At 71.1% G+C, this 18,088-nt stretch carries 15 protein-coding genes; 7 read left to right on the top strand and 8 right to left on the bottom strand.

The window, feature by feature from the left end:
- Nucleotide 1 precedes the first annotated feature (1 nt).
- The 5 genes from ACYVKF_RS18865 (at nt 2) to ACYVKF_RS18845 (ending at nt 7,343) form a co-directional block, all read left to right on the top strand.
- Nucleotides 2-487, top strand: coding sequence for an SAV_6107 family HEPN domain-containing protein (locus tag ACYVKF_RS18865; RefSeq protein ID WP_162246802.1), 486 nt, complete (start codon nt 2-4; stop codon nt 485-487).
- On the top strand, nt 484-4,614 hold the full coding sequence (locus tag ACYVKF_RS18860) for a DNA polymerase III subunit alpha (RefSeq protein ID WP_460968489.1): 4,131 nt from the start codon (nt 484-486) through the stop codon (nt 4,612-4,614). Before ACYVKF_RS18865 ends, ACYVKF_RS18860 begins: the two co-directional genes overlap by 4 nt.
- A gap of 1 nt (nt 4,615) precedes the next feature.
- Nucleotides 4,616-5,443 carry a methyltransferase domain-containing protein gene (locus tag ACYVKF_RS18855; RefSeq protein ID WP_460968487.1) on the top strand — a complete coding sequence of 276 codons (828 nt, stop codon included), beginning with the start codon at nt 4,616-4,618 and terminating at the stop codon, nt 5,441-5,443.
- On the top strand, nt 5,440-6,717 hold the full coding sequence (gene dinB, locus ACYVKF_RS18850; protein ID WP_460968485.1) for a DNA polymerase IV: 1,278 nt from the start codon (nt 5,440-5,442) through the stop codon (nt 6,715-6,717). Before ACYVKF_RS18855 ends, dinB begins: the two co-directional genes overlap by 4 nt.
- A 191-nt stretch (nt 6,718-6,908) precedes the next feature.
- A complete protein-coding gene (locus ACYVKF_RS18845) occupies nt 6,909-7,343 on the top strand; it encodes a DUF3040 domain-containing protein (protein WP_460968483.1) in 435 nt (144 codons plus the stop codon).
- A gap of 3 nt (nt 7,344-7,346) precedes the next feature.
- Here the strand turns inward: ACYVKF_RS18845 and ACYVKF_RS18840 are convergent, their stop codons facing one another.
- Nucleotides 7,347-7,829: a DUF456 domain-containing protein gene (locus ACYVKF_RS18840; RefSeq protein WP_460968482.1), complete on the bottom strand. Its 483-nt coding sequence runs from the start codon at nt 7,827-7,829 to the stop codon at nt 7,347-7,349.
- A 23-nt stretch (nt 7,830-7,852) separates the two neighbouring features.
- Complete coding sequence (locus ACYVKF_RS18835; protein ID WP_056914853.1) at nt 7,853-8,074, bottom strand: DUF7455 domain-containing protein; 222 nt, start codon at nt 8,072-8,074, stop codon at nt 7,853-7,855.
- Nucleotides 8,075-8,455: 381 nt separating this feature from the next.
- On the opposite strand from ACYVKF_RS18835, the gene ACYVKF_RS18830 reads away from it, so the two are divergent.
- Together ACYVKF_RS18830 and ACYVKF_RS18825 are read left to right on the top strand one after the other, a co-directional pair.
- On the top strand, nt 8,456-10,603 hold the full coding sequence (locus ACYVKF_RS18830; RefSeq protein ID WP_056914852.1) for a DNA gyrase/topoisomerase IV subunit B: 2,148 nt from the start codon (nt 8,456-8,458) through the stop codon (nt 10,601-10,603).
- A 105-nt stretch (nt 10,604-10,708) separates the two neighbouring features.
- On the top strand, nt 10,709-12,145 hold the full coding sequence (locus ACYVKF_RS18825; RefSeq protein WP_460968479.1) for an APC family permease: 1,437 nt from the start codon (nt 10,709-10,711) through the stop codon (nt 12,143-12,145).
- Between the two features lie 48 nt (nt 12,146-12,193).
- On the opposite strand, the gene ACYVKF_RS18820 is transcribed toward ACYVKF_RS18825, so the two are convergent.
- From ACYVKF_RS18820 to ACYVKF_RS18795, 6 genes are all read right to left on the bottom strand, one after another.
- A complete protein-coding gene (locus ACYVKF_RS18820) occupies nt 12,194-13,288 on the bottom strand; it encodes a LacI family DNA-binding transcriptional regulator (RefSeq protein WP_082580559.1) in 1,095 nt (364 codons plus the stop codon).
- A gap of 18 nt (nt 13,289-13,306) precedes the next feature.
- Nucleotides 13,307-13,531 carry a hypothetical protein gene (locus tag ACYVKF_RS18815; protein WP_056914850.1) on the bottom strand — a complete coding sequence of 75 codons (225 nt, stop codon included), beginning with the start codon at nt 13,529-13,531 and terminating at the stop codon, nt 13,307-13,309.
- A 27-nt stretch (nt 13,532-13,558) separates the two neighbouring features.
- Nucleotides 13,559-14,473: a carbohydrate ABC transporter permease gene (locus ACYVKF_RS18810; protein ID WP_056914849.1), complete on the bottom strand. Its 915-nt coding sequence runs from the start codon at nt 14,471-14,473 to the stop codon at nt 13,559-13,561.
- 1 nt (nt 14,474) lies between these two features.
- On the bottom strand, nt 14,475-15,560 hold the full coding sequence (locus ACYVKF_RS18805) for a carbohydrate ABC transporter permease (RefSeq protein ID WP_082552796.1): 1,086 nt from the start codon (nt 15,558-15,560) through the stop codon (nt 14,475-14,477).
- A gap of 155 nt (nt 15,561-15,715) precedes the next feature.
- The gene (locus tag ACYVKF_RS18800; protein ID WP_056918036.1) at nt 15,716-16,984 is read right to left on the bottom strand and encodes an ABC transporter substrate-binding protein; all 1,269 of its coding nucleotides are present in this window, start codon (nt 16,982-16,984) and stop codon (nt 15,716-15,718) included.
- 174 nt (nt 16,985-17,158) lie between these two features.
- Entirely contained in the window at nt 17,159-18,088 is a 930-nt protein-coding gene (locus ACYVKF_RS18795) for a sucrase ferredoxin (RefSeq protein ID WP_460968476.1), read from the bottom strand.

Raw genomic sequence — 18,088 nt, 5'->3', positions numbered from 1 at the left:
GATGGCGACCATCACCGTGGACGCCTCCGCGACCGGCACCAGGCACAGCGCGGGCGCCAGCCTCGACCTGCTCGACCGGTCCCGGCACTCCCTGCTCGAGGCGTGCCAGAGCCGGGAGGTGTCCCAGCGCTACCTGCAGGCCCAGCTCGGTGCGTTGCGCGCCGCTGCCGCCCTCGTCGCCGCCCGCGCCACCCCGGACGGCCACTGCGGGCCGCGCTCCCTGTGGGAGCTGCTGCCGACGGTGGCCCCGGAGCTCGCGGAGTGGGCCGAGTTCTTCGAGCTCGTGACGGCCCGGCGCGGCCAGCCCCACAGCGCCCGGGAGGCCGACGACCTGATCCGGCAGTCCGAGGTGTTCCTCGACCTGGTCTGCCGCAGCCTCGGGCTGCCGGTCCAGCCGGGCAGCCACGACGAGGTGCTCGTACCCACCGCCCTCGCGACGACCTCCGCCGGCTCGAGCTCTGCCGGCTCGACGCGCGCAGCGCCATGAGCGGCGGTGCCGGCCCGGCGGCGGAGTTCGTGCACCTGCACGTCGCCTCGGGGTTCTCGATGCGCTACGGCACCTCCACCCCCGAGGCGCTGGTCGAGCGCGCCGCCCAGCACCGGCAGCCGGTCCTCGCGCTCACCGACCGCGACGGCCTCTACGGCGCGGTCCGGTTCGTCCAGGCCGCCACCGCGGCGGGGATCGCCCCGGTCCTCGGCGTCGACCTCGCCGTGGGGCCGGACGCCCCGGGCGACCACGGTGGGGCGGGTGAGGGACGACGCGACCACGCCGCATACTCCTCCCGGTCCGCCGCCCCCTCCTCCGCCCAACAGCCACTGCAGCAGCCACCGCAGCAGCCGAGCCGTCCGCCGCGCACCCCCGCCCGGGGTGGCGCCGACCGCGACCCCCGCCACCCGCGGGTCACCGTGCTGGCCCGGGGCCGGGCCGGCGGGGTCCCGGCAGGAGTCGGGTGGGCGGCGCTGTGCCGGTTGGTGACCGAGACCCACCTGCGCGGGGAGCGAGGGGTGCCGGTGACCTCGGCCGCGGTCGTCGCCGCAGGCTGCTGGCGTGGCGGCGACCCCCGGTCCAGCCGGGACCACGCCAGCCCGCTGCTGGTCCTGCTCGGACCCGACTCCGACGTGGGCCGGGCGCTGCTGGTCAAGCGCGTCGACCGGGCGCGGGTCCTGCTCGACGCGTGGCGACGACGGCTGCCGGCGGGCGCGGTCGCGATCGAGGTGGTCTGCCACGGCGGCCCCGAGGGCACCCCGGCGTCCCGCAGCCACGCCCGCCGGCTGCTCGGCCTCGCCGACGAGCAGGGTGTCCCCGCGGTGCTCACCGCCGCGGTGCGCCACGTCGACCCGGGGGAGTCGGCCGTGGTCGACCTGCTCGACGCGGCGCGGCGGCTGGTCGCCCTCGACACCCGTCACCTCGACCGGGTCACCGACGCCGCCCACCTCGCCGCGACCCCGAGCATGCATGCCGTCGCCCTCGAGGTCACCGGCGGCGACCGTGGTCGCGCCGACGAGCTGCTCCAGCGCACCCTGGCCGTGGGGCTGTCGTGCGCCCAGAGCGCCCGGCACGACCTCGGCATCGGCTCGGTCCACCTGCCCGAGCCCCATACGTTGAAGATCGAGCCGGGGGAGAGCCCGCAGGCCAGGCTGGAGCAGCGCTGCCGCGCAGCCGTCGGGGGCCGCTACCCCGGCATCGGGGAGAAGGAGTTCGCCGCGGTCGAGCGCCGGCTCACCGAGGAGCTCAAGGTCATCGCCGAGCTGGGCTACCCCACCTACTTCCTCACGGTCGCCGAGGTCGTCGACCTCATCCGGGAGATGGGGGTCCGCGTCGCCGCGCGCGGGTCGGGGGCGGGGTCGCTGGTCAACTACCTGCTCGGCATCAGCGGGGTCGACCCGATCCGCTACAACCTGCTCATGGAACGGTTCTGCTCGCCGCTGCGGGCCGAGCTGCCCGACATCGACATCGACGTGGAGTCCGCCCGCCGTACCGAGGTCTACGAGCGCATCCTCGACCGGTTCGGCGGTGAGCGTGTCACCTGCGTCTCGATGATGGACACCTACAAGGTGCGCCACGCGATCCGGGACGTGGGCGCGGCGCTCGGCCTCCCGCCGACGGAGATCGACGAGATCGCCAAGGCCTTCCCGCACATCCGGGCCCGGGACGCACGCAGCGCCATCGCCGAGCTGCCCGAGCTGCGCTCGCGCGGGCTGGACAGTCCCCGGATGCGGGTGCTGTTCGACCTCGTCGAGCGCCTCGACGGGCTCCCTCGCCACATCGCGCTGCACCCCTGCGGGGTGGTGCTGTCCGACGGCGGGCTGCTCGACCGGACCCCGGTGGAGGCGAGCTGGCTGGGGTTCCCGATGAGCCAGTTCGACAAGGACGACGTCGAGGCCCTGGGCCTGCTCAAGCTCGACGTGCTGGGGATCCGCATGCAGTCGGCGATGGCCCACGCGCTGCAGGAGGTGCAGCGGGTCGACGCCGTGGAGGTGGACCTCGACGACCAGCGGCAGGTGCCGCTCGACGACGAGGCGACGTTCCGGCTGATCCGCACGAGCCACACGCTCGGCTGCTTCCAGATCGAGAGTCCCGGCCAGCGCGAGCTGATCGGCAAGTTCGGGCCGGAGCGCTTCGAGGACCTCGTCATCGACATCTCGCTGTTCCGGCCCGGACCGGTGAAGTCCGACATGATCACGCCGTTCCTCGAGGCCAGGCACGGGTGGAAGGAGCCCAGCTACCTGCACCCCACCCTCATCGAGGCGCTCCGGGAGACCGAGGGGGTCGTCGTCTTCCACGAACAGGTGCTGATGATCGTCGCCGAGACGACCGGGGTGTCCCTCGCCCAGGCCGACGAGGTGCGCCGCACCCTGGGCACCCCTCGAGGTCAGGTGGAGATCGAGGCCTGGTGGCGACCTGCGGCCCTGGCCCGCGGCTACGACCCGGCCGACGTCGACCGGATCTGGGAGGTGCTCAAGGCGTTCGCGTCGTTCGGTTTCTGCAAGGCCCACGCGGCGGCCTTCGCCCTGCCGACCTACCACTCGGCGTGGCTCAAGACCCACCACCCGGCGGCGTTCCTGTCCGGGGTGCTCACCCACGACCCCGGCATGTACCCCAAGCGGCTCATCCTCGACGACGCCCGGTCGCTCGGCATCGCGGTGCTCGGGCTCGACGTCAACGCCTCGACCGGTGCCTACCGGGTCGAACGCCTCGACGACCTCGCCACCGACGTGCAGGTGCAGGACTTCGACGAGCCGTCCGTGGCCTTCGAGGGGGTCGGGCACGGGTCGTTCGACCCCGAGCGACCCGACCCCGACCTGCCCGACGCCCGCGGTTACGGCATCCGGTTGTCCCTGTCCGACGTCCGGGGCATCAGCGACGCCGAGGTCGCCCGCATCGTCGCGGGCCAGCCCTACGCCGGGCTCGCCGACTTCTGGCACCGCGCGCACGTCTCCCGACCGGTCGCGGAGCGGCTCGTCCTCGCCGGTGGGTTCGACGCGCTCTACGGCATGGGTCCGCTGGGTGGTCCCGGGGGAGTGCCGAGGGCAGGAGGCGGCGGTGCCTGGGGTGGAGGAGGCGGTGCCGTGGGATCACGCGGCATGGGCAGTGGCGGCCTCGGGCGCCGCGGGCGCACGACCCGCCGTGACCTGCTCCTGCACGTCGCCGAGCTCGACCGCTACGGCCGGGCGCTGGACCGGTCGGCCAAGCGGGCGGCCCCTCGGCGCGGCCGGGGGACCCGCGGCATACCGGTGGGGGGACGGTCCCCGGAGGCGGGAGTGAGCGACGGGTCGGGCGTGCGGGCCCTCGCCGCGGGACAGTCGCAGGCCGCCCTGCCGGTGACGGCGGCCGCGGATCAGCCGACCCAGCTCACCCTCGACCTCGGCGACCGGCCGGAGCTCACCTCGGGCACCGGGCTCCCGGAGCTCACCGGTCCCGAACGCGTCCGCGCCGAGCTCGACATCCTCGGCCTGGACGCCAGCGCCCACGTCGTCGACTTCTACGCGCCGCTGCTCGAGGCGCTCGGGGTGACCCGCAGCCGTGACCTGCTGCGATCCCGCAGCCGGTCCACGGTCTGGGTGTGCGGGGTCAAGGTCGCCACCCAGACGCCACCGATCCGGTCGGGGCGACGGGTCGTGTTCCTCACCCTCGACGACTCCACGGGACCGGTCGACGCGACCTTCTTCGAGGACGTCCAGGGGCCCTACGCCGCGACCGTGTTCCACTCCTGGATGATGCTCGTGCGGGGGGTGGTCCGGCGTACCGGACCACGGGGGATCTCGCTGCGGGCCACGGGTGCGTGGGAGCTGACGCCGCTGTGGGAGGCCTGGACCCGCGGGGGGATCGAGGCCGTGCATGCCGCGATGGAGGACAGCGAACGCAGCGCCACGGAGCAGGCCGAGGCTGCCGAGGAGGTCCAGCGCGCCGCAGGTCCCGCAGGACGCCGGGTGCTGGTGCACGCGTCGGGCTTCAAGCAGTCGCCCTACGCCGACATCAAGCCGGCCGGTGGGGACGTCCGCGGGTCACGGGCGCTGGCCCAGGGCGCCGAGGTGCCCGACGACACCGGCCTGGGACAGCTCGCCGCACCACGCAAGCTGTGGCACTCCAGCCCCGGCAGCTCCGGCCACTAGGGTGAGCAGGACGATCCAGCAGGAAGCACAGGAGGTGGCCGCGGTGGCCGACGAGCAGTGGCGGACCCGACGCGGTGGCGTCGAGACGGCATTGCGGACCTCCGCGGTGTGGACCGCGGTGACCGGTCTGCTCGCCGCCCAGCAGGCTGCCCGCGCCGACGGTGACGTCCAGCCGTTGCGGGTCCTCGACCTCGGTGGCGGCACCGGCGGCCTCGCCGTCCCGCTCGCCGAGCTCGGCCACCAGGTCGTCGTCGTCGACCCCAGCCCCGACGCCCTGGCGTCGCTGTCCCGCCGCAGCGCCGAGCGCGGGGTGGCCGACCGCGTCACCGCCGTGCAGGGCGACGCCGACTCCCTCGCCGCCATCGTCGGCGACCGACTGGTCGACCTCGTCTGCTGCCACGGCACGCTCGAGGTCGTCGACGACCCCCAGGCCACCCTCACCGCCCTCGCCGGGGTGGTCGCCCCCGGTGGACACCTGAGCATCGTCGCGGCGCAGCGCCTCGCCGTCGTCCTGGCCCGCGTGCTCGCCGGCCAGTTCACCCAGGCCCACCAGGCCCTCGTCAGCGAGGACGGGCGCTGGGGAGCAGCCGACCCGCTGCCGCGGCGGTTCGACGCCAGCACCCTCCGGTCGATGGTCGAGCAGACCGGCCTCGTCGTGGAGGACGTCCACGGGGTCCGCCTGTTCAGCGACCTGGTGCCCTCCGCGCTCATCGACTCCGACGCCGACCGTGCCGCGCTGCTCGAGCTCGAGGCGGCCGCCAGCCGGCACCCCGAGTTCGCGTTCCTCGGGCAGCTCGGCGCCGCGGTCCACGTCCTCGCCCGCACGTGAGCCGTCGCCAGTTCACCCTGCCGTCGCGCAGTGCGGACCGGCCGCCCGACGACACCGGGTGCACCGTCCTGCACGTCGACATGGACGCCTTCTACGCGTCCGCATCCCTGCTCAGTCGTCCCGACCTCGTCGGCACCCCGGTCATCATCGGCGGGGGCGGCAACCGTGGCGTGGTGCTGTCGGCGACCTACGAGGCCCGCCGTTTCGGGGTCGCATCGGCCATGCCGATGTCGCGGGCCCGCCGCCTGTGCCCGCAGGCCACCGTGATCGCCCCCGACCACGCGCTCTACAGCCAGATCTCGGCCGCCGTGATGGCCACCTTCGACACCATCACCCCCATCGTCGAACCCCTCTCGCTCGACGAGGCCTTCCTCGACGTCGCGGGCTCGGTCCGTCGGCTCGGCAACCCGGCGCGGATCGGCCAGCTGGTCCGCGACACGATCCACGACGAGCAGGGCATCACCTGCTCGGTCGGCGTCGCCCCGACGAAGTTCGTCGCCAAGCTCGCCTCCGGCCTCGCCAAGCCCGACGGCCTGGTCGTCGTCCCCCGCGACGAGGTGGTCAGCTTCGTGCAGCAGCTCCCCGTCGGCGCGCTGTGGGGCGTCGGCGACAAGACCGAGGAGACGCTGCTGCGGCTCGGGCTGCACACCGTCGCCGACATCGCGCACACCCCCCTCGACACCCTGCGCCGGGCCCTGGGGGAGTCGGCCGGCCCGCACCTGCACGACCTGTCGTGGGGTCGGGACCCCCGAGGGGTCGAACCGGTCCGCCGCGAGCGCAGCATCGGTTCGGACGAGACGTTCGAGTTCGACATCGACGACCCGGTGCAGATCCACCGCCACCTGCTCAAGCTGAGCGACCGCACCGCGGCCCGGGTCCGCTCCGCCGGCATGCTCGGACGCACCGTGACCGTCCGCGTGCGGTTCTCGGACTTCACGACGATCACCCGAAGCAAGACCCTGCGCGACCCCACCGACGTCAGCCGCGAGATCTACGAGACCGCGCGCGGCCTGTATGACGCGCTGGGCCTGCAGCGCGCCCGCATCCGCCTCGTCGGGGTGCGGATGGAGGGCCTGGTGGACAGCGCGGGTGCCCCCATCCAGGGCCTGCTCGACGAGCCCGACCACGGCTGGCGGGAGGCGGACCGGGCGGTGGACCGGGCCAGTGCCCGGTTCGGCGCCGGCAGCGTCCGCCCGGCGGCCCTGATCAGCGACAAGGACCGCGACCGACGTGCTCCGGGACGTCCCAGTGACCCCCCTGCGACGGGTCGTTGACCGGGTCCTTGGTCCCTGACGCAGATCACCTCGACGGGTGCCGGCGAACGGATGGTGCAACACCGCTGCGCGACATATCCTGATGGTGTCGGCGCCACGCCACCGACCGGCAAAGATGCTCCTTCGCAGGCGCAACGAATCGGCGGCCTGGCGCGTTGGAGCACATGCACGCCGATTGCCAGGAGGTCACTGTGCCGCTCTCAGAGCACGAACAGCAGCTGCTCGAGCAGATGGAGCAGGCTCTGTATGCCGAGGACCCCAAGTTCGCGTCGCAGATGCAGGGTGCCGGTGCTCGTGCGGCTGCCCGACGACGGGTGGCCATCGGCGTGGTCGGTGTGGTCCTCGGCCTCGCCCTCGTGCTCGTGGGGGTCAACACCACGATGTGGATCGGGGCCATCGGCTTCGCCATCATGGTCGCCGCCGTGGCCTTCGCCCTGACCCCGCCCCGGCGCGGCAAGGCGGCCCTCGGCGCGGTCCAGCCGGACGGAACCGTCCGCCACACGATGGCCCGGCCCAAGGCCGGTCAGGGCAAGGGCCCCAGGTCTCGTCGGACCGCCGGGTCGTTCATGGACCGGATGGAAGAGCGCTGGGACCGTCGCAAGGACGGCGGCGCAGGCGGGTACTAGCCGTCAGGTCGTGACGAGCACGGCGACCACCCACGTGGTCGCGATCGCCAGCCCGGCCAACAGCTCGATGCCGATCGACAGGAAGACCGCCCCGAGGGCGGCCCTGGTCGAGGCCCACGCGGCATACCTGTCGCGGGAGTGGCCCAGCTCGACGAGGTAGATCCCGCCCACAAACCCCACCGCGGCGCCCACCACCGGGATGACGAAGAACCCGACGATGGCGAGCAGGACCGCCAGCAGCAGCGTCGAACGACGGACCCCGGCCGCGCGCATGCGCCGACCGGGGAGGGCGTACTGCAGGGCCATGCCGGCCACGTAGAGGGCCGCACAGAGCGCGAAGACCCACCAGCCGGCGGTCGTACCCGTGTCGAAGGCCCAGATGAGCACGGCCGCGAGCACGAGCAGCAGCCCGGGCAGCACGGGGACGACGATCCCCACCAGCCCGATCACGATCAGGACGGCGGGGACCCACAGGGTGGCCTCCACGAGGGAGGGGTGGAGCGGCCGGTCTACCGGTCCTCGTCCGGCACGGTCGCGGGCGTCTCGTGGAGCCGCTCGCTCTCGTCCTGGATGTCGGCGTGCTCGCGCAGCTTCGGCAGGTGCTCGCGTCCGTGGTGGGCGCAGAACAGCAGTTCCCCACCAGCGTGAAGGCGAGCGCGCACGTAGGCCTGGGCGCCGCAGCGGTCGCAGCGGTCGGCCGCGTTCAGAGAGGGTGCCAGTGCAGTGGTCACGTCAGCCTTCCTTCATTCGTCTGTCTCCATGAGACGTCCTCCGCCGGTTCGGGGTTGTCACAGGGGTGAGACAACTTTCCGGGTCCGGCGCCGGTTAGAACAGTCAAGCACGCCACGTTCTTCCCGGCTCGTATTGGGTCACCATGTGGGTCATGTCATGTCGCAACAGGTGATTCGTAGGTCAGGTGTCCGGTGGATGGGTCCGGACGGGTCCAGATCGGTCCGGACGGGGCCCTGGGCCAGGTCCGTCGCCCCGCGATGGGACCAACGCCCACCGACCCCGGGACGTGCCGCGTGCCTGCGCGGCCCTGTCCGCGCCGCGGGTTACCCTGCGGGGACCGGTCAGCGACCTGGCCGCCAGAGCACCGAGAAGGGAACCCCGTGGCTGAAGCCACCACCGCGAAGAAGGCCGCGACGACGAAGTCCACGTCGGACTACAGCGCCCACCACCTGCAGGTCCTCGAGGGCCTCGAGGCCGTGCGCAAGCGTCCCGGCATGTACATCGGGTCGACCGACGGCCGCGGCCTCATGCACTGCCTGTGGGAGATCATCGACAACGCGGTGGACGAGGCGCTCGGCGGTCACTGCGACCGCATCGAGGTGATCCTCTACCGCGACGGGTCGGTGGAGGTCCGCGACAACGGTCGTGGCATCCCGGTCGACATCGAGCCGCGCACCGGCCTCACCGGGGTCGAGGTCGTCTTCACCAAGCTGCACGCGGGGGGCAAGTTCGGCGGCGGTTCCTACACCGCGTCCGGTGGTCTGCACGGCGTCGGTGCGTCCGTGGTCAACGCCCTCTCGGCACGCCTCGACGTCGAGGTCGACCGGACCGGCAAGACCTATGCGATGAGCTTCCGCCGCGGCGAGCCCGGGTACTTCCCGGACGTGGCGACCGCCGACAAGGCGCCGGACCACGCCTTCACGCCCTACGAGCGCTCCAGCGAGCTGGCCGTCGTCGGCAAGGCCAGGCGGGGCGTCACCGGCACCCGGGTGCGTTACTGGGCCGACGAGCAGATCTTCCTCAAGGACGCGGCGTTCGACTACCCCAGCCTGGTCTCGCGCGCGCGCCAGACCTCGTTCCTGGTCCCGGGGCTCACCATCGTCATCCGCGACGAGCGTGGGCTTCCCGGCACCCCGGGGGCCGACGGGCCGCACGAGGAGACCTTCGTCCACGACGGCGGCATCTCCGAGTTCGCCGAGTTCCTCGCCCCCGACACCGCGGTGACCGAGGTGTGGCGGCTGCAGGGCACGGGCACCTTCACCGAGACGGTGCCGGTCCTGGACGGCAAGGGGCACATGACCCCGACCGCCGTCGAGCGCGAGTGCGGCGTCGACATCGCGGTCCGGTGGGGCACCGGGTACGACGCGAAGGTCAGCTCCTTCGTCAACATCATCGCCACGCCCAAGGGCGGCACCCACATCGCCGGCTTCGAGCAGGCGCTGCTCAAGGTGTTCCGCAAGCAGCTCGAGGTGAACAGCCGTCGCCTCAAGGTCGGCAGCGACAAGCCCGAGAAGGACGACGTCCTCGCCGGCCTCACCGCCGTGGTCACGGTCCGCTTGGCCGAGCCGCAGTTCGAGGGGCAGACCAAGGAGGTCCTCGGGACCAACGCGGTCCGCGCGATCGTCTCCAAGGTCGTCGAGCAGGAGCTCACCAGCCTCCTGACCTCCACGAAGCGGGGCGAGAAGGCCCAGGCGGCCCTGCTGCTGGAGAAGGTCGTCTCCGAGATGAAGTCGCGGATCAGCGCCCGGCTGCACAAGGAGACCCAGCGTCGCAAGAACGCCCTCGAGTCGTCGACGCTGCCTGCCAAGCTCGCCGACTGCCGGTCGTCCGAGGTCGAGAAGTCCGAGCTGTTCATCGTCGAGGGCGACAGCGCCCTCGGCACCGCCAAGCTCGCCCGCTCCAGCGACTACCAGGCGCTGCTGCCGATCCGCGGCAAGATCCTCAACGTCCAGAAGGCCTCCGTCTCGGACATGCTCAAGAACGCCGAGTGCGCCGCGATCATCCAGGTGATCGGGGCCGGTTCCGGGCGCTCGTTCGACCTCGACGCGGCGCGCTACGGCAAGGTCATCATCATGACCGACGCGGACGTCGACGGCGCCCACATCCGGACGCTCCTGCTCACCCTCTTCTTCCGCTACATGCGCCCGCTGGTCGAGGCCGGGAGGGTGTATGCCGCCGTGCCCCCGTTGCACCGGATCGAGGTCGTCAACAACGGTGCCAAGAAGAACGACCTCATCTACACCTACTCCGAGAAGGAGATGCGGACGACGGTCGCCTCCCTCGGCAAGCGCGGGAAGAACATCAAGCAGCCGCTGCAGCGCTACAAGGGCCTCGGCGAGATGGATGCCGACCAGCTCGCGGAGACCACGATGGACCCGCGGCACCGGACCCTGCGGCGCGTGACGCTCGCGGACGCCGAGATGGCCGAGAACGTGTTCGACCTCCTCATGGGCAACGACGTGGGTCCCCGGAAGGACTTCATCGTCGAGTCGGCAGCCGAGCTCGACCGGGAGCGCATCGACGCCTGACGGCGCCGCCCACCAGCGTTGCTCGTTGCCGAGGTGGGCGAACTGCGTCAGTGTGGGGCCCTGCAGGGGTCGTGAAGGGCGGCCTCCGCGACCAGGAGGTTCTGCATGTCCACGACCATGAACGTCGACACCGGGGAAGAACAGACCGAGCTCAAGCGGGTGATGGGTCCCAAGCTCCTGCTGCTGTTCATCGTGGGCGACATCCTCGGCACCGGTGTCTACGCCCTCACCGGCAAGGTGGCCCAGGAGGTCGGTGGGGCGGCGTGGGTGCCGTTCATCGTGGCCTTCGGCATCGCCATGATCACCGCGTTCTCCTACCTCGAGCTCGTGACGAAGTACCCGCAGGCTGCCGGGGCGGCGCTCTACACGCACAAGGCGTTCGGGGTGCACTTCCTGACGTTCATCGTCGCCTTCACCGTGATGTGTTCCGGCATCACGAGCGCCTCGACCGCGTCGAGGGCGTTCGCGTCCAACATGGCCAAGGGGTTCGGGCTCGACAGCGCCAACACCTCGCTGATCCTCGTCGTGGCGTTGGCGTTCATGGCCCTCGTCGCGGTCGTGAACTTCCGTGGCGTCGGTGAGAGCGTGCGCGCCAACATCGTGCTCACCCTCGTCGAGCTGTCCGGTCTGCTGCTCGTCATCCTCGTCGGGTTCTACGCCCTGTTCGCCGGCAAGACCGACTTCAGCCGGACCATGGTGTTCGACAGCCCGAGCGACAAGAGCGCGTTCCTGGCCGTCACGGCGGCGACGTCCCTCGCGTTCTTCGCGATGGTCGGCTTCGAGGACTCGGTCAACATGGCCGAGGAGACCAAGGACCCGGTCAAGAACTTCCCCAAGATGATGATCACCGGCATCAGCGTCACCGGGGTCATCTACGTGCTCGTCGCGCTCTTCTCGGTGGCCATCGTGCCCGTCGGCATCCTCGGGGACAGCGAGACCCCGCTGGTGACCGTCGTCGAGCGGGCCGCGCCCGGCGTGCCGATCGACACCCTGCTGCCCTTCATCTCGATGTTCGCCGTGGCCAACTCGGCGCTGATCAACATGCTCATGGCGAGCCGGCTGCTCTACGGCATGGCCCGCCAGGAGGTGCTGCCGCCCTTCCTGGGCAAGGTCCACTCGTCGCGGCAGACGCCGTGGGCGGCGATCATCTTCACGACGCTGCTCGCCTTCGGCCTGATCACCTACGTCTCCGGGGCGAGCACCTCGGCCACGGAGACGCTCGGTGGGACGACGTCCCTGCTGCTGCTCGGCGTCTTCACGATCGTCAACATCTGCGTCCTCGTGCTCCGCAAGGACACCATCGACCGCAAGCACTTCGTCGCACCGACCGTGCTGCCGGTCGTCGGCGCCCTGCTCTGCTTCTTCTTCGTGCTGCCGGTCACCGGCCGAGCGGGGGAGCAGTACAAGATCGCCGGGATCCTGCTGGCCATCGGCGTGGTGCTCTGGGCGATCACCTGGTTCGCCAACCGGGCGCTGCGGGCCAAGAAGACCTACATCCGCGACCCGGAGGAGCTCGGCGAGCGCGAGGGCTCGGTCAACTAGACGACGGCCGGACGGGCCCGAGAAGGCCCGCGCTGGGCCGACCAGGGCTCAGGCAGGCGCCTGCACGGCACCGAGGGCACCGGACCTCGGTGCCGTGCGCGCCCGCGTCGGGCGGTCGGTCCGCTTCGCCCGGGAGCGCGAGGGCGGTGCCGTCGAGCCACGGACCACGAGCTCGACCCCGAGGACCTCGTCGTGCGTGCTGCTCACGTCGTGGCCGTGCAGCGCCGAGAGCATGAGCGAGCCGGCGTGCCGGCCCTGCGCCTCGACGTCCTGGCGCACCGTCGTGAGGTCGTGGATGCGGGAGTGGACGTGGTCGTCGATGCCGATGACCGACACGTCGCCGGGGACCTGCAGGCCGCGCCGACGGGCGGCACTGATCACCCCGAAGGCCATCTCGTCGGAGGCGGCGACGACGCAGGTGGGTCGCTCCGCGGCGGCGAACAACCGATCGGCGTGCTCGGCGGCACCGTCAGCGGTCCAGTCGCACCGCAGGGTCCACTCCGGACGGTTCGGTATGCCGTGCCGGGCCAGCACCTCGTCGAACGCCTCCCGGCGGTCGAACGGGGTCTGCAGGTGAGACACCGAGGCCGGCACCGTCCCGGCATACGCGATCTCGCGGTGCCCGAGCCCCACGACGTACTCGACGGCCATCGCCATCGCGGCCCGGTCGTCGATGCGGACGGACGGCCACCCCGGCTGGCGGTTGCCGACGGTGACGACGGGCAGGCCCAGCCGGTCGAGCAGGTCGCGCTCCTGCGGGTCGGGCGGCACGTTGAGGATGATGACCCCGTCGACCCGTTTCCAGAGCATGTTCTGGGTGATGGGCAGGCGGGCGTCGAAGGTGTGGCTCTCGAGGTCGCACAGCAGCACGTGGTGCCCCTCGTCGCGCAGCGCCTTCTCGATGCCGGTCACGACGGTGGCGAAGAACCACCGGTTGAAGTACGGCGTGATGACCCCGATGCCCCGCGTCCGCCCCGAGACCAAGGAGGTGGCGGCGGGGGAGGCGACGTAGTGCAGCTCGGTGGCCGCCGCGAGCACGCGGTCCCGGGTGCGCGGGCTGACGCGGTCGACGCCGCGCAGCGCGCGCGAGACCGTCGCCACGGACACTCCCGCGGCCTTGGCAACGTCGCCGATGGTTGTCATGACACCCGTCCTGGAGGCTCAGACTCCGGTGTTCTTCCGTGCTCGCCAGACCGCGTACAGGATCGCGAGGAGGACCGCGAGGAGCACGGCGGATGTTCCCGCCGGCTCCCCGCGCACCTCCAGGACGACCGTCTGCACGACGGCCATGAAGGTGAAGACCCCGATGATGCCGAGCAGCGTGTCGAGTCGTTGGGCCCTGGCCCGCTGACCGCCAGTGCCGCTACCTGGGTTGAACAGTCCCATTGCAGATGTGGGGGATAGGCGCAGGGCCTAGCCCTTCACACCTCCGGCCGTCAGACCGGACACGATGGCCCGCTGGAAGATCAGCACCATGATGATGAGCGGCACGGTGACGATGGTTCCTGCCGCCATGACGGCGGTGTAGGGCTCCTGGTGGGGCTGGGAGCCGGTGAACTGGGCGATGGCCACCGTCACCGTCTGCGTCTGCGCCGTGGAGAACTGCGAGGCCAGGAGGAACTCGTTCCAGCTGGCGATGAAGGCCAGGATCGCCGTCGTGAACAGACCCGGCGCCGCGAGCGGCAGCATGATCTTGCGGAAGGCCTGGCCCGGGGTGCAGCCGTCGATGCGCGCCGATTCCTCGAGTTCCCACGGCATCTCTGCCAAGAACGCCGTCAGCGTGTAGATCGTCAGCGGTAGCGCGAACGAGATGTTCGGGATGATCAGGGCCTGGTAGTTGGCGCCGTCGCGCCAGCCGAGGTTCGTGAAGAGCTGGAACAGCGGCGTCACCAGGGCCACACCCGGGAACATGGAGGACCCGAGGATGACACCGAGGACGACGTACTTGCCCGGGAAGTTGAGCCGGGCCAGCGCGTAGGACGCGAAGACGCCGACGAGCATGGCGACCACGGTGGTGACGACGCCGATGATGACGGAGTGCACCAGCGCGGCACCGAAGTGGTTGCCACGGCCGGTGGAGAACGCCGTCCGGAAGTTGTCCAGCGTCACGTGGGTCGGCCACGGGCTGGTGTCGAACGTGTAGCCCACGTCGCGGAAGGCCGTGACGACCATCCAGTAGAACGGGGCCAGACCCCAGATCACCAGCGCCGCGAGTCCGATGTACATCCGGATCTTGGCGTTGCGGTTGCTCTTGAAGTGGATCTCCTGGGCCTCGGTGCGCCCGCTGGTGGGGGGTGCCGTGGTCGAGGTGGTGGTTGCCGCGGTCATGTCAGGCTCCCGTCGAGGTCGCGTTGGCGGCGACGGGGTTGCCCACCTGGGCAGCCTGGCCGCGGGTCGGAGCGTCGTCGTCCTTCTTCTTCGAGGTCGGCGGTCGCTGGATGACGTCGGCCCCGCCGAACCGGATGAAGAGGAAGGCGACGATGGCGATCAGCAGGAAGATGATCGTCGAGAGGGCGGAGGCGTTGTTGAACCCGCCCTGGCGGATCTGGTCGATCACGAGCATCGACAGGGAGGTCGTGCCTCCACCGCCGTTGGTGAGGATCGCCGGCAGGTCGTAGATGCGCAGCACGTCCAGGGTGCGGAACAGCACGGCCACCATGAGCGGCACCTTGACCAGCGGGAGGGTGATGCGCACGAACGTCTGCCACTTGGTGGCGCCGTCGATCTGGGCGGCCTCGTAGACGTCGCCGGGGATGAGCTGCAGGCCGGCGAGGATGAGCAGCGCCATGAACGGCGTGGTCTTCCAGACGTCGGCGATGATGATGGCGAACTTGGCCGCCGTCGGGTCGCTCGTCCACAGCTGGGCCGGGATCCCGACGAAGCCGAGGAGCTTGTTGGCGATGCCGTCGAAGGCGAAGATGAAGAACCAGAGCTTGGCGGTCACAGCGGTGGGGATGGCCCACGGCACGAGGATGGCGGCGCGGACGAGGCCACGGCCCTTGAAGTCGCGGTTCATGATCATCGCGAACCACATGCCGAGGCCGATCTCGACCACGACGCTGACGACGGTGAAGAAGAGGGTGACCCAGAAGGCGCTGTAGAACTGTGCGCCGAGGGTGCCGGGCGGGCAGTCGACGTTGCCACACTGCTGCAGCAGCCAGTGGGTGTAGTTGGAGACGCCGGCACTGCCGCCCTGGACGAACAGGCCGGTGGCCGGGTCGAGTCCTTCGTCCTTCTTGAAGGAGTCGAACACCGCTCGGACCAGGGGATAGAGGATGACGGCTGCGAGGAAGGCCAAGGTCGGCAGGACCAGCAGGAGGCCTTGACGTCTCTGGGCGTCGTTGAGCCCCTTGGGCTTCTTGGTGGGGGGCGATTTCTTCGTCGACCCCTGCGTCGACTGTGCGACTGCGCTCATGCCTGCTCCTTGCCCGGAAGCGATGGTGGAAAGACCGTGATGTGTTTCGCGCTCGGCGACGTTCGGTGCGACGACGTACTCGACGATGGTGCGGCCCGGCCGTGGGGACGGTTCCCGGAGGAACCGTCCCCACGACTCGGGTCAGGCGGCGTGGATCAGCCGGAGGCGGCCTGCATGGCGGCCTGCATGTCCTTCACGGCGGCCTCGGGGGTCTTCTGACCCTGGATGGCTGCGTAGAAGTTCTCCTGGATGGCCTTGCTCACGGCCGGGTAGAACGGGGTGACGGGACGCGACACCGCGTTGGAGATGGACTCCTTGAGCGTCGGCAGGTACGGGTACTTGGCGACGAGGGCCTGGTCGGTGTAGATCGACTCGATGACCGGAGCCAGCGAACCCTTCTCCATGTTGGTCTTCTGCTCCTCGGGGCTGGTCAGGAACTTCAGGAAGTCCAGGGCCGTGGCCTTGTTCTTCGAGAAGGCGCTGATCGCGGCCATGTGGCCACCGAGGGTCGAGGTGCCGGGGCCGTCCACGCCGGGCAGCGGGGCGACGGCGAACTTGCCCTTGACCTTCGAGGAGGCGTCGGTGCTGGCCAGGTTGTAGACGTAGGGCCAGTTGCGCAGGAACAGCAGCTTGCCGTCCTGGAACGCAGCGCGGCTCTGCTCCTCCTGGTAGGTGATGGCCTGCTTGGGGATGTCACCGTTCTTGTAGTGGTCGGCCAGGGCCTTCAGGCCGGCAGCCGCCTCGGGGGAGTCGACGGTCGGCTTGCCGGCGTCGTCGACGACCTTGGCGCCGTAGGCGTTCATCCACTCGGTCGCGTTGCAGGTGCCGCCCTCGTACTTGGCGAACTGGCCCGCGTAGCAGTCCATGCCGTTCTGCTTGGCGATGGAGCACATCGACCACATCTCGTCGAACGTCTTCGGCGGCGTCTTCACGAGGTCGGAGCGGTAGTAGAGCATCGCGCCGTCGGAGGAGGTGGGTGCCGCGTACAGCGTGTTGTTGTACGTGGCGGCCTTGACGGTCGGGGCCAGGAATCCGGTGGTCGGCAGGGCGAACTTGTCCTTGAGGGGGGTCAGCCAGCCCTTGGCGGCGAACTCCGCGGTCCAGACGACGTCGACCGAGACCACGTCGTACGCCGTGCTCTTGGCCTGGAAGTTCTGCACCAGGTCGTCGTGCTGCTGGTCGGCCTGGTCGGACTGCTCCTTGATCGTGACCTTCTCGGTCGGGTGGGCCGCGTTCCAGCGGGCCGCCTGCGGAGCGAGCAGGTTGCTGTTGTCCTTGCCCTGGACGTAGGTGATGGGGCCGCGGGCGTCAGCCCCGGAGGACGCAGCAGCGTTGCCGCCGCCGCCGCCGCCACCACAGGCCGCTGCGACGAGCGCAACGGACACTGCACCGGCAAGCACCGTGAAGGTGTGCCGCTTGTTCATTCGGAGGGCCATGCGCCCGCCTCCATTTCTCGCGTCGTGCTGAGGCGGACGTGCCTCAGCGCTGAGGTAACGGCCCCATGTAAACGTTTGCGCTCGCCTGTGGCAATCGCTTCATGAGGACAAGGCGGTAACGATTGCGTAACTGCCGGGAAACCGAGCGTGGACGACCGTCGCTCAGGAGGCGACGCGGGTGTCCCAGACCGACACGTGGACAGGGTGCTTGCCGCACGACTCGGGCAATTCCCCTGCGAGCAGCAGTCTTTCGCAGTGCACGACCCAGCTCCGGCCGTCCTCGTGGACCACCTCGAAGGTGCTTCCGACCGTGCCGACCGCTGCCTGCGGGGTGCCGTCGGGGGTGTCCAAGGGGGTGTCTGCGTGGGTGCCTGCGGGGGGTGCCGAGACCCGCGCCAGCTCGGTCACGGTGAACGCGGTGAGCGAGACCTCCGAGACGAGGTGGCGCACGTGCGACTCCGCCGCCTGGGCGCCGGGTGCGAGGGCGCTGCGCCCACGGTCGTGGGCGGGGCCGAGCAGGCCGAGCGGGAGGGCCCCGTGCCCGGCCGCGGCCAGGACCTCCCCGGCCAGCGTCGCGTCGAGGCGCGCCAGCGTCGCGCCGTGGGGGAGCAGCACGCCGGTCGGGGCGAACCGGTGGCCGCCGGTGTGCGAGGCCTCCCAGACCCGGCCAGGCGCCTCGGCGGCTGCGTCGAGGGCGACCGGTCGCCCTCGTACGGCGCAGCAGACGTCGCGCCGCCCGTTGGTGCAGACGAGGAGCACCGGCGGGCACGGCGCCATACCGGGCAGGGACCGCGTCACGGCGTCTCGGTCGCCGCGGGCCAGGGCGTCGAGGTCGACGTCGAGGAGGACGGAGGGGTCGGCGACGCGTCCGGTGAGCAGCCACGGCTGCTCACCCGCCCAGGCGAGGTATGCCGTGTGGCCGGCCGGCGCCGGGTCGTGCGAGTCGTCGGGGTGGCGGCCCGGGCGTCGGATCAGGCTGAGCCGCCCGCCCCTGCTGCTGCAGGCCTCGGCGAGGGCCGACCCGAGGTCGGCAGGGAGGTGCGACTGGGTGGCGGCGTCGCGGCCCCAGGGGCCCGGCTGCTCGAGCGCCAC

Source organism: Pedococcus soli, from assembly GCF_054782575.1.
This window is presented reverse-complemented; position numbering and strand designations above follow the sequence as displayed.